The sequence below is a fragment of the Mycobacterium sp. IS-836 genome, assembly GCF_001954275.1.
GTDB lineage: Bacteria > Actinomycetota > Actinomycetes > Mycobacteriales > Mycobacteriaceae > Mycobacterium.
On sequence record NZ_MBEU01000062.1, the window covers coordinates 45,532 to 57,566 of the forward strand.

The 12,035-nt window shown below is 68.3% G+C and carries 12 protein-coding genes; 9 read left to right on the top strand and 3 right to left on the bottom strand.

Annotated features, from left to right (window positions below):
- Positions 1-56: 56 nt before the first annotated feature.
- The gene (locus A5747_RS16715; protein ID WP_076126190.1) at positions 57-1,106 is read right to left on the bottom strand and encodes a DUF2332 domain-containing protein; all 1,050 of its coding nucleotides are present in this window, start codon (positions 1,104-1,106) and stop codon (positions 57-59) included.
- Positions 1,103-1,699: a mycofactocin system transcriptional regulator gene (gene mftR, locus A5747_RS16720; protein WP_139333127.1), complete on the bottom strand. Its 597-nt coding sequence runs from the start codon at positions 1,697-1,699 to the stop codon at positions 1,103-1,105. Before mftR ends, A5747_RS16715 begins: the two co-directional genes overlap by 4 nt.
- A 98-nt stretch (positions 1,700-1,797) precedes the next feature.
- Between mftR and mftA the strand changes: the two genes are divergently transcribed.
- From mftA to mftG, 7 genes are all read left to right on the top strand, one after another.
- Positions 1,798-1,887, top strand: coding sequence for a mycofactocin precursor MftA (mftA, locus tag A5747_RS16725; RefSeq protein WP_076126501.1), 90 nt, complete (start codon positions 1,798-1,800; stop codon positions 1,885-1,887).
- Positions 1,872-2,165: a mycofactocin biosynthesis chaperone MftB gene (gene mftB, locus A5747_RS16730; protein ID WP_076126192.1), complete on the top strand. Its 294-nt coding sequence runs from the start codon at positions 1,872-1,874 to the stop codon at positions 2,163-2,165. Before mftA ends, mftB begins: the two co-directional genes overlap by 16 nt.
- On the top strand, positions 2,162-3,355 hold the full coding sequence (gene mftC / locus A5747_RS16735; RefSeq protein ID WP_076126194.1) for a mycofactocin radical SAM maturase: 1,194 nt from the start codon (positions 2,162-2,164) through the stop codon (positions 3,353-3,355). The genes mftB and mftC overlap by 4 nt, the downstream gene beginning before the upstream one ends.
- Position 3,356: 1 nt before the next feature.
- Positions 3,357-4,550 carry a pre-mycofactocin synthase MftD gene (mftD, locus tag A5747_RS16740; RefSeq protein WP_076126196.1) on the top strand — a complete coding sequence of 398 codons (1,194 nt, stop codon included), beginning with the start codon at positions 3,357-3,359 and terminating at the stop codon, positions 4,548-4,550.
- A 153-nt stretch (positions 4,551-4,703) separates the two neighbouring features.
- Positions 4,704-5,435, top strand: coding sequence for a mycofactocin biosynthesis peptidyl-dipeptidase MftE (mftE, locus tag A5747_RS16745; RefSeq protein WP_076126198.1), 732 nt, complete (start codon positions 4,704-4,706; stop codon positions 5,433-5,435).
- Positions 5,432-6,844 (top strand): mycofactocin biosynthesis glycosyltransferase MftF, encoded by a 1,413-nt coding sequence (mftF, locus tag A5747_RS16750; RefSeq protein ID WP_076126200.1) that lies wholly within the window; start codon positions 5,432-5,434, stop codon positions 6,842-6,844. Before mftE ends, mftF begins: the two co-directional genes overlap by 4 nt.
- Before the next feature lie 19 nt (positions 6,845-6,863).
- Positions 6,864-8,303, top strand: a complete 1,440-nt coding sequence (mftG, locus tag A5747_RS16755; RefSeq protein WP_076126202.1) for a mycofactocin system GMC family oxidoreductase MftG — start codon at positions 6,864-6,866, stop codon at positions 8,301-8,303.
- 660 nt (positions 8,304-8,963) lie between these two features.
- On the opposite strand, the gene A5747_RS16765 is transcribed toward mftG, so the two are convergent.
- A complete protein-coding gene (locus tag A5747_RS16765; RefSeq protein WP_076126205.1) occupies positions 8,964-10,568 on the bottom strand; it encodes an MFS transporter in 1,605 nt (534 codons plus the stop codon).
- A gap of 144 nt (positions 10,569-10,712) precedes the next feature.
- Here A5747_RS16765 and A5747_RS16770 point away from each other — a divergent pair, with 144 nt between their 5' ends.
- Both A5747_RS16770 and rpsJ read left to right on the top strand, forming a co-directional pair.
- Positions 10,713-11,324: a TetR/AcrR family transcriptional regulator gene (locus A5747_RS16770; protein ID WP_255376719.1), complete on the top strand. Its 612-nt coding sequence runs from the start codon at positions 10,713-10,715 to the stop codon at positions 11,322-11,324.
- A gap of 391 nt (positions 11,325-11,715) precedes the next feature.
- Positions 11,716-12,021, top strand: a complete 306-nt coding sequence (gene rpsJ, locus A5747_RS16775) for a 30S ribosomal protein S10 (protein ID WP_003873519.1) — start codon at positions 11,716-11,718, stop codon at positions 12,019-12,021.
- The last annotated feature ends 14 nt before the right edge of the window (positions 12,022-12,035 follow it).

Below are 12,035 nucleotides of genomic sequence, written 5' to 3' on the forward strand. Positions count from 1 at the left end.
CGTCGCGGCGAGGCGAACTCCGACGGGGTGTTAGCGAAAATCTTTGGGGATCGCACTTATTGCCAGTTCACGGGCGGGCCATGCGGATGGCATTCGCCCAGAATCTCCAGCTCGCCACCCGGCCAGCGACGCGCCCGGACCAGGAACCTGACGGGTGTGCCGGGCCCGTCGCGCGCGGGCTCCAGGGTGAGGTGGGCGAACGGCGCGGACGCGGTGGCCCTCGCGCCGAGCGCGTCGACGCCGCGGCGAATCGCGGCGCGTTCGTCGGCGGCGAGATATTGCCAGGTGATCGAATGCCACAGCACGGTCAGCGCGCCGTCGGCCAGCGTCAGGTTGGCGACCGCGTCGCCGGCCCGCCGGCGGTTCAGCCGCGCGGGCACCTCGCGCGCGACGGCGATGGCGCCGCGTAGCCGATCCAGCCGGGCGGCCTGGTCGGGCCAGACGTAGCTCAGCGCGGTCATTTCCCCGTCGGTCCCGGTAACGTCGACGGGCGCGATGTCGTAGCCGTGGCGCTCCACGATCCGCACCGCGCCGTCGGGCGGCAGCCGCCCGCGCCAGGCGTCGTCGATGATCACCGGCGAGCCGGCGGGTCCCCACCGGCCGCCGGCGTACAGGTAATGGTAGTGGTCGGCCCGCAGGTTCAGCCCGGCGCTCGAGCCGATCTCGAAAAGCCTTACCGGCAAATCGAATCCGCGGTCCAGCCGCAGCAGGCCGCCGATTAGCGCGGCGGACCGGCCCACCTCGTTGGTTTGCGGTGGTCGGGCGAGCGCATCGCGCAGCGCGTCGGCGTGGTCGCCCGCGACGCGGGTGATCGCGGGCCACGCGGGTTCGGCGTCCCACGTGCCGCCGGTGCTGGGATACCAGCGGCGCAACGCCGCGGCTCGCCCGTCGAGCACCAACCGGTGCAAGCCGCCCAGCAGCCGAAGCGGCACGGCTTCACGCGACGGATCGTCTTCGTGGCCGGAGAGGATGCTCGCGAAGACACCGCCGGCCTCGACGTCGGCGGCCACCATTTCGAACAGCTCGTCGTACATCGGGGATCCCGAGGCGCCGCAGAACCGCCCCTGCGAACGCAGGGTGTGCACCAAGTGCGCGGTACCGCTCATCGCCCCAGCTTCCCCAGCCCCGCGCCGACGACGTCGAAGGCGTCGCCGAGCGCGGTCGGCAACGTGACGGATCCGTCGCCCAGCCAGTGCTCGTAGGCCGACAACGCGACGGCGAGCATGCTCCAGGCGACCGTCTGGGGAAGCAGGTCGGTCGTCTTGACGCCCGAGCGGCGGGCGACGAACTCGGCGATCACCTCGCGCCAGCCGGCGTACATCGTCATCGAATAGGCCTGCAGTTCCGGCGTTTGCAGGATGACCCGCATGCGCTGGCGGTGCCGGACGCTCTCGGACTCGTCAAAAGTGTTGAAGGCCAACAGGGCCGCGCGCAGCGCCCGGCCCAGCGGGACGCGCGGGTCGACGCTGTCGAGCAGTTCCCGTAGGTGCGCGAGGTGGATATCGAACTCGCCCCAGGGGATGGCGTTCTTGGACGCGTAGTAGCGAAACAGCGTGCGGCGGGAGATGCCGGCGGCTTGCGCGACGTCGTCGACGCTCACCTCGGCGAAACCCCGGGCGGTGAACAACTCGATAGCGACGTCGGTGATGTGTTCCGGTGTCGTCGAGCGGCGCCGGCCCACCCGCGACTGCGGCAGCATCAGACCCGCCCTTCCATTTCGGCACTCGATGCCATATTCTGACGACGATTGTGACAAGCTCGACGATCGTTGTCGAGACCTGACGAGAGGCAATGCATATGGACCGCGAGACCGACACGGACGCCGAGCTCGTTACCGAGACTCTGGTCGAAGAGGTGTCCATCGACGGGATGTGCGGGGTCTACTGACTCCCGTGCTCGACCCCGACCGCGGCTGGCGGTTGCACCCTCAGGTGGCGGTTCGCCCGGAACCCTTTGGCGCACTGCTCTATCACTTCGGCACCCGCAAGCTGTCCTTTCTGAAGAACCGCACCATCCTCGAGGTGGTGCGGTCGCTGGCCGACCATCCGGACGTCCGGTCCGCCTGCCGCGCGGCCGGGGTGGACGACTCCGGACAGCAGCCGTATCTGCACGCGCTGGGTGTGCTCGCCGAATCCAACATGCTGGTGCCTCAGGAGGCTTCATGACGCTGGCCGTACCGCGACTTATCGAGCAGTTCGAGCATGGCCTGGACGCCCCCATCTGCCTGACCTGGGAGCTGACATACGCGTGCAACCTGGCCTGCGTGCACTGCCTGTCCTCCTCGGGCAAACGGGACCCGCGCGAATTGTCCACCCGTGACTGCATGGACATCATCGACGAGCTGGAACGCATGCAGGTGTTCTACGTCAACATCGGTGGCGGGGAACCCACTGTGCGGCCTGATTTTTGGGAGCTCGTCGACTACGCCACCGCGCACCACGTCGGCGTCAAGTTCTCCACCAACGGGGTCCGGATCACGCCGGAGGTCGCAGCGCGGTTGGCGGCCAGCGACTACGTCGACGTCCAGATTTCGCTCGACGGGGCCACCGCCGAGGTCAACGACGCCGTCCGCGGGCCGGGGTCCTTCGCGATGGCGGTGCGGGCGCTGGAGAACCTGGCCGCCGCGGGCTTCCGTGACGCGAAGATCTCCGTCGTGGTCACCCGCCACAACGTCGACCAGCTCGACGAATTCGCCGCGCTGGCAGGCCGTTACGGTGCCACCCTGCGGATCACCCGGCTGCGTCCGTCAGGGCGCGGCGCGGACGTCTGGGACGATCTGCATCCCACCGCCGCCCAGCAGGTGCAGCTCTACGACTGGCTGGTCGCCAAGGGGGAGAGGGTGCTCACCGGCGACTCGTTCTTCCATCTGTCGCCGCTTGGCTCCTCCGGCGCCCTGGCCGGCCTCAACATGTGCGGGGCCGGGCGGGTGGTCTGCCTCATCGACCCGGTGGGCGACGTGTACGCCTGCCCGTTCGCCATTCACGACCGCTTCCTGGCCGGAAACGTGTTGTCCGACGGTGGGTTTGACAATGTCTGGAAGAACGCCCCGCTGTTTCGCGAGTTGCGCGAACCGCAGTCCGCGGGCGCGTGTGGCAGCTGCGGGCACTACGACAGCTGCCGGGGCGGATGCATGGCGGCCAAGTTCTTCACCGGCCTGCCGCTGGACGGCCCGGATCCCGAATGCGTCCAGGGGCACAGCGTCGCGGCGCTCGACCGGACGCGCGAAACGCCCCGGCCCCGGGCCGACCACTCGCGCGGGGTGCGCCAGCCGGTGCCGTTGACACTGACCATGCGACCTTCGGCGCTAACGCCGGCAAATCCGCCGGAGCGCCTTTGCAATGAAAGCCCGCTATAAAATGGCCGACGAATGGTTTGAAACGGTCGCCATCGCCCAGCAACGCGCCAAGCGACGGCTACCAAAATCCGTTTATTCCTCGCTGATTTCAGCGAGCGAAAAAGGAATTACGGTCTCCGACAATGTCGAAGCCTTCAGTGAGCTGGGCTTTGCGCCGCATGTCATCGGTGCGCAGGAAAAGCGTGATCTGTCGACCACCGTTATGGGACAAGATATTTCGCTGCCAGTAATCATCTCGCCGACCGGCGTGCAGGCGGTCGACCCGGACGGTGAGGTTGCTGTCGCGCGTGCCGCGGCCGCGCGAGGAACGGCGATGGGGCTTTCGTCGTTTGCTAGCAAACCCATCGAAGATGTCGTCGCAGCAAACCCCAAAGTCTTCTTCCAGGTGTACTGGCTCGGCGGGCGGGACGCGATCGCCGAGCGGGTGGAACGGGCGCGTCAGGCCGGCGCGGTCGGTCTGATCGTCACCACCGACTGGACGTTCTCGCACGGCCGCGACTGGGGCAGCCCCAAGATTCCCGAGGCGATGAACCTGCGGACCATCCTGCGGTTGTCGCCCGAGGCGATCCTGCGGCCGCGCTGGCTGTGGAAGTTCGGCAAGACGGGCAGGCCACCCGAGCTGCGGGTGCCGAACCAGGGCCGCCGCGGCGAGCCCGGCCCGCCGTTCTTTGCCGCCTACGGGGAGTGGATGTCGACGCCGCCGCCGACCTGGGAGGACATCGCCTGGCTGCGGGAACTCTGGGGTGGGCCGTTCATGCTCAAGGGCGTGATGCGCGTCGACGACGCGAAAAGAGCTGTGGACGCGGGTGTTTCGGCGATATCGGTGTCCAACCACGGCGGCAACAACCTCGACGGGACGCCGGCGTCGATCCGCGCCCTGCCCGCGGTCGTGGCGGCGGTCGGTGACCAGGTCGAGGTGTTGCTGGACGGTGGCATCCGGCGGGGGAGCGACGTCGTCAAGGCGGTGGCCCTGGGGGCGCGCGCCGTGATGATCGGCCGCGCCTATCTGTGGGGCCTCGCGGCGGCCGGCCAGACCGGCGTCGAAAACGTTCTCGACATTCTGCGCGCGGGCATCGACTGCGCGCTGATGGGCCTCGGGCACTCCTCTGTGCACGCGTTGTGTCCGGACGATGTTGTGATGCCCGCTGGTTTCGCGCGGGCGCTGGGCGTTCCCGGTGCGCGGAACGCGCGCTAATTCAGGTCAAACCGGGCAGTTTTCCCCACATAATCGATGCGAAAATCGTGGTACCGACGTGGCGACCGTGACGGACGAGCCGAAAATCGGGCCGATCAATGAACGGCCGAGAAAAAAATTTCCTTTGAACGTACAACAATTGGTGCACGCCAGGTGAATTCGTCCTACCATCAGCCAGTGCCCGTACTCGGCGAATTAGGAACTGTGACGTCGAGCCAGCTATTAAGCACCTCGCCGCCGATAATTATCCCGCTGGGATCGACCGAACAGCACGGTCCACACCTGCCGCTGGACACCGACACCAGGATCGCGACCGCGGTCGCCCGGGGGGCTGCCACGCGGCTCGGGCAAGAGTGGTTGGTGGCTCCGGCCATCGCCTACGGCGCCAGCGGCGAGCATCAAAGTTTCGCGGGAACGATCTCCATCGGCGCCGAGGCCCTGACGACGATGCTGGTGGAGTATGGCAGGTCAGCCGCGTGCTGGGCCCGGCGGCTGGCCTTTGTCAACGGCCACGGCGGCAATGTCGGCGCGCTGAACAAGGCGGTCGCCACGCTGCGCGCGGAAGGCCGGGACGTCGGGTGGTCGCCGTGCGCCGCCGCGGGCGGCGACGCCCATGCCGGCCATACCGAAACGTCACTGTTGCTCCATATCTCGCCGACCGACGTGCTGACCGACCGGTGGCTCCCGGGCAACCGGGCGCCCCTGCCCGAGTTGCTCGAACCGATGCGCCGGGGCGGCGTCGCGGCGGTCAGCCGCGTGGGTGTGCTGGGGGATCCGACCACCGCGACCGCCGCCGAGGGGAAGCGCATCTTGGCGGAGATGGTCGACGGGTGCGTGCGTCGAGTCGTCCGGTGGGCGCCCGGGCCCGACGGGATGCTGACATGAGTGGGCCCCGACTGCCGGATGGATTCGCCGTGCAGGTCGATCGCCGCGTGCGGGTGCTGGGCGATGGCTCGGCCCTGCTGGGTGGCTCGCCGACCCGCCTGCTGAAGCTGGCACCCGCCGCTCAGGACATGCTGGCCGATGGCCGGCTCAAGGTTCGCGACGACGTCAGCGCCCAACTGGCGCGCACCCTGCTGGACGCCACGGTGGCCCATCCGCGGCCCGCGGGTGGGCCGTCGCATCGCGACGTGACCGTGGTAATTCCGGTGCGGAACAACGTTTCTGGTGTCCGTCGCCTGGTGAGCTCGCTGCGCGGGCTGCGCGTCATCGTGGTCGACGACGGATCGTCGCCCCCCATAGAGCCCGAGGACTTCGTCGGCGCCCACTGCGACATCGAGGTGCTGCGCCACACGTATAGCAAGGGTCCGGCGGCGGCCCGCAACACCGGGCTGGCCGCCTGCGCCACCGACTTCGTCGCCTTCCTGGATTCGGACGTCGCGCCGCGCCGCGGCTGGCTGGAGGCCCTGCTCGGTCATTTCTGCGACCCCACCGTCGCCCTGGTCGCACCGCGCATCGTCGGCCTGTCCCACAGCGAGAACCTGGTGGCGCGCTACGAGGCCGTGCACTCGTCGCTGGACCTCGGGGAACGCGAAGCCCCGGTGTTACCCCACAGCACGGTGTCGTATGTGCCCAGCGCGGCGATCATCTGCCGCCGGTCGGCGATCGGCGCTGTCGGGGGGTTCGACGAGTCCATGCAGTCCGGCGAGGACGTCGACCTGTGCTGGCGGCTCATCGAAGCGGGCGCTCGGCTGCGCTACGAGCCGATCGCGCTGGTCGCCCACGATCACCGTACCGAACTACGGGATTGGTTGGCGCGCAAGGCTTTTTACGGCGGCTCGGCGGCCCCGCTGTCGGTGCGTCACCCGGACAAGACGGCGCCGGTGGTGATATCCGGCTGGGCGCTGATGGCCTGGATACTCATGGCCCTCGGGACGAGCGTTTCGCGGATGGCGTCGCTCGTGGTCGCCATCCTGACGGGTCGCCGGATCGCCAAAGCCATGCGCACCGCCGAGACCTCGGTCGCCGACGTGCTGCTGATCGCCGCTCGCGGCCTGTGGTCGGCGGCCCTGCAGCTGGCGTCGGCCCTGTGCCGGCACTACTGGCCCCTGGCGCTGCTGGCGGCCATCGTGTCGCGGCACTGTAGACGGGTTGTGCTCGTCGCGGCCGTGATGGACGGCGTGGTGGACTGGCTCAGCCGCCGGGACGCCAATGGCGACGACGACGAGCCGATCGGCCTGCTGACCTACCTGTTGCTGAAGCGCGTCGACGACCTGGCCTATGGCCTGGGGCTGTGGTGGGGTGTGGTCCGCGAGCGCAACCTGCGCGCGCTCAAACCGCAGATTCGGAGTTAGCCGTCGCCTTGACTTCGCCTTGAGTAAAGCCGTCCCGCACAGCGATGTGCTGATCATCGGCGCGGGAAGTGCTGGATCGGTTGTCGCCGAACGTCTTTCCGCAGATCCCAGCCGCACGGTGACCGTCCTGGAGGCCGGGCCCGCGCTCGCCGATCCGGAACTACTGGCTCAGGCCACCAATGGGTTGCAACTGCCGATCGGGGTCGGCAGCCCGTTGGCCCTGCGCTATCTGACCCGGCTCACCGACCGGCACGCTCTGCAGCTGCCGATCGTGCGCGGATCCACGGTCGGTGGCTCGGGGGCGATCAACGGCGGTTACTTCTGCCGCGGGTTGCCGCGCGACTTCGATCGCGCCGCGATGCCCGGCTGGGCGTGGTCGGATGTGCTGAGCCATTTCCGCGCCATCGAGACGGACCTGGATTTCGACGGTCCCGCCCACGGCGACAGCGGCCCCATCCTGGTGCGTCGAACGCGCGAAATGACCGGCACCACCGAGCTTTTCATCACCGCGGCCGAACGTGCGGGCTTTTCCTGGATCGCCGACCTCAACGATTGTGGGCCGGAACTGGTATCGGGCGTGGGCGCGGTCCCGCTCAACATCGTCGACGGCGTCCGCATCGGATCGGGTGTCGGATACCTGTTGCCCGCCCTTGGGCGGTCGAACCTGACCTTGCTGGCGGCGACGCGGGCCGCTCGATTGCGTTTCTCCGGCGCCGACGTGGTGGGGGTGGACGCGATCGGCCCGGAAGGGCCGGTCAGTCTGCGTGCCGATCGAATCGTGTTGTGTGCCGGCGCGATTCAGTCGGCCCACCTGCTGATGCTCTCCGGCGTCGGCGACGAGTCGATGCTGCGCGCCGCCGGCGTGCCGCTGGTGGCGCCCCTGCCGGTCGGAATGTTCTGCAGCGACCACCCCGAGTGGGTGCTGCCGACCAACTGGACCGTGGCCCCGGGCCGGCCCGTCGTCGAGGTCATCCTGAGTACCACCGACGGTCTTGAGATCAGGCCGTACACGGGAGGCTTCGTCGCCATGACCGGCGACGGCACCGCGGGCCATCCGGACTGGCCGCACATCGGGGTGGCGCTCATGGCGCCCCGCTCCCGCGGACGGATCACGCTCACCTCGCCGGACCCCCGCGTCGGGCCGCGGATCGAGCACCGCTACGACAGCGAGCCCGATGACGTCGCGGCGCTGCGCCAGGGCAGCGAATTGGCACGCGAATTAGCCGGTGCGGCAACCCATGTCGGGTCGCCCGTGTGGTCGACCTGCCAGCACCTGTGCGCCAGCGCACCGATGGGTGCCGAGGATGACCCACGGGCCGTCGTGGATCACCGGTGCCGGGTGCGCGGGGTGGAGAACCTGTGGGTGATCGACGGGTCAGTCCTGCCCATGGTCACCAGCCGCGGTCCGCACGCGACGATCGTGATGCTCGGGCACCGGGCGGCCGAGTTCGTTGAGTGAGGGCGGGCCGCCGACCCGCTTAACGCCAAGCCCGGCGCGGCCCGCCCCCGGGAGAGCAAACGTTCGTGCGGTCCACGTAGATGGCCACGACAAGTGGCGATGCGCGCGCAGAAGTGCGTCAGCGCGACTATGCGTCGCAATATTCGCGGACGGCGCGACGGCCGCTCCCTGTGGTTGCGTCGTGACTCCTCTCCCGATCACCCCCTCGCATCACGAATACCGCTGGCAGGGTACGCATCACGACCGAATCGGAGGCGAGCGTTCCCGCGCCCACACGGCGCCGACCGGCCGCCGCGGTCGCAGCCGGCCGCGCTTAGCTGTCAAGGGCTGTGACGTCGACATGGTGGCGACCCCGGTGCGAAGTTGGCGCCGAGTCCGCAGGCTCGCGCGAAGCCCGCAGCTGGCATGGTGAACCGGCGCGCTCGAGCGCCTCAGGCGGATCCACTCGGCCTCCACAATCGCCGCCGCCTCGAACACCGCCGGGCATACCGGTTCAACCACCGCCGGCGCGTCGCCGCGCACCGTGGGCACGTCCATCAACATCACATCCACCTCACCCTGCGAGATGATCTGTACCTGTCGATATATATTTCTGATACCAGAACAAACGCATCGTTTCAAGTATCCGAACGAACTTAATCGGGCCGGGTCGGGCGACGTCTAGGCGCCCGTTGTTGTTCTCCCGCACAATATTTCACCGCGGAGCCGGCGCATCGGCCGCACCTGCCGGCCGTCGCGTCCGGGGGCCCAGAGCCCGATCAGGACCGCGGCGAGGGCGACGATCGCGGCCATCACGATCGTGGACGCGTGCATGGCCGTCAGGAACGCGGCCTTGCTGACCTCGGCCAGCGCCGTGCCCTGCGGTCCGAGCCTGCCGGCCACTTCGACGGCCTTGGCCAGCGAGTCGGTGGCGGGGCCGCGGACCGGCGCGGGAAAGGTCGCCAGTCTCGGTGCGAGCTCGTGGGAATAGCGTCCGGCCAGGATCGAGCCGGCCACCGCGATTCCCAGCGCCCCGCCCATCTCCCGCGACGTGTCGTTCACCGCGGAGGCGACGCCCTGCTTCTCGTCGGGAACCGCCCCCATGATGGCCGACGTCGTCGGCGCGGTGCACATTCCGATGCCGGTGGCCAATATCAATGTTGGCCAGGCGAATTCGGTGTACGTCGAGTGCAGGGTCAGGAAAGACATGCAGGCGAAGCCAACCGCCATCAACAGCGTGCCGATGAATAGCACAAGGCGCAGGCCCAATTTCGGCACATACCAGAAAGACAACGCGGAGCAAATTGCCAACGGAACCATGAACGGACCGAAGGCCAGTGACGTCGTCAGTGCCGAGTAGCCCATGATCTGCTGGACGTACTGCATGCCGATGAAGAAGAACCCGAACGTTGCGCCGAACAGAATGACGATCGCCGCGACGCCGGTGGCGAAATTGGGATCGGCGAACAATCGAACGTCCAGCAGCGGGTGCCGCCTGCGCAATTCGACCACCCCGAACACCACCGCGGCGGCGATGCCTACGAGTATTCCGCCCCACACCAGCGGATCGTTCCACCCGTGCTCGGGGGCGTTCAGGATGGCAAACACGGCGATCGCCACCGCCGCGCCGATGAGGACCGCACCGAGCCAATCGACTCGGGGAGCGTGGGTTTCGCGCGACGAGGACACCGTGCAGCCGAGGGCGAAGATCACCAGTCCGGCGGCGCCTAGCGACCAGAAGATGGCGTGCCAATCCCAAAACCGAAGCAGCAGGCCAGAACCGAGCATGCCGAGGACTCCGCCGGAACCGGCCGTGCCGGCCCAGATACCGACGGCCTTCATCCGGTCTTCCTTCGGGTAGGCCACGGTCAGCAGCGACAGCGTCGCGGGCATCACAAAGGCGGCGCCGATACCGGCCACCGCCCGGCCCGCGATGATCTGCAGCGGATTGTGCAATATCGCCGGCGCGGCCGAGCCGAGCGCGAACACCACCAATCCAGCGAGTAGCGCACCCCGCCGGCCATAGCGGTCGCCGATCGCCCCGGCCGGCAGCAGCAGACAGGCCAGCGCCAGCGTGTATCCGTCCACGACCCACGTCAGTTGGGTCTGCGTCGCGGAGGTGGCCACCGCGAGGTCTCCCAGGGCGGTGTTCAGCGCCGTCATCGACCCGACGACCAGGGCGACGCCCATGCAGGCGACCGTCAGCGTCCAGGCGCGCGCTCGGGGACTACCGCCAATGCTCGCCGCATCAGTACGCTGGTCAGGCCGGATAAGGGTTGCGACCATAAAAAAGCGCCTCCCCTCGGGGGCGTAGAGGTTTTGAGACTAATGGTCTTGTAGGTAGACCGATAGTCTTGTTTTCAAACACGGAGGTGGCTCACAATTACCGAGGCGACTACCGATCCCCGTCCCGCGCGGTCCCGGGCTCGCTTGCTCGAAGCCGCGGCGGCGCTGTTGCGCTCGGGGGGTCCCAGCGCGGTGACCGTCGATGCGGTCACCCGAAGCGCCAACGTAGCGAGGGCCACCCTGTATCGCCACTTTCCCAGCGGAAACGATTTGCTGGCGGCGGCGTTCAACAGCCTCATACCGCCGTCACCGGCCCCGCCGGACGAGGGCTCGCTGCGGGATCGGCTGATCGCGATCGTGCTGGCCCAAGCCGAAGCGGTGGCCCAGGCGCCGGCCGTCATGACCGCCATGTCCTGGTTGGCCCTCGGGCGCGACCTCGAAGAGATGCCGGGGCCCCGGCACGCCCGCGGCGCCGACAGCTCCTCGATCACCACGTTGCGGGAACGCATCGCCGCGCAGTACGCGGCGCCGTTCGACGCCGTATTCGACAGCCCGGAGGCCGCGGCAGAGCTCGGGGAGGTTGACCGATCGCGCGCCATCGCGCTGCTGATCGGCCCGCTGGTGCTGGGGCGCCTGTCCACCCTGCCGGACTTCGATTACCGCGAGTGTGCGCGCGCCGCCGTCGACGGCTTCTTGCACGTTCAGCGGGCGCAGAACAGAAGCGCCGCGGCGAGTGCCGAATCGGCGGGCGCCTGACCCCGATTCGGCCGTGGCAAACGGGGGCCTGACCACCGGATTCCCCGCCGGGTGGGACCATGCCGGCGAGGTTTGCCCGAGATTTGGCCAGAGCCGCGATCGTCAGGCATACTGTTCGGGTTGCCTTGCGCCGGGTTCTCCTGGCCGGGCATACGACCAGCGCCCAACCGGGCGCGTCCGGTCCCATCCTTGGAACGCGACTAATTTGGCCGCGAACGAGGCTGCGTAAGGGTGACACGCCCGACCGCGGGGGCCGGTGGACCACGACAGGTAAACAGCGGCGCAGTATCCGGCGCGACGCTCGATCGGCCCTGACCGGCCGGGTCGATTCGGCGCGCCGGGGGCACCAGGTCCGGACCCGGACCTTAAGTGGAGTGAGGGTAGGAGAAGCGTGGCGGGACAGAAGATCCGCATCAGGCTCAAGGCCTACGACCATGAGGCTATCGACGCATCGGCGCGAAAGATCGTCGAGACCGTCGTCCGTACGGGTGCCAGCGTCGTAGGGCCGGTGCCGCTGCCGACTGAGAAGAACGTGTATTGCGTCATCCGCTCTCCGCATAAGTACAAGGACTCGCGAGAGCACTTCGAAATGCGGACCCACAAGCGGTTGATCGACATCCTCGATCCCACGCCGAAGACCGTTGACGCGCTCATGCGCATCGATCTTCCGGCCAGTGTCGACGTCAACATCCAGTAGGAGATCCAGAACTC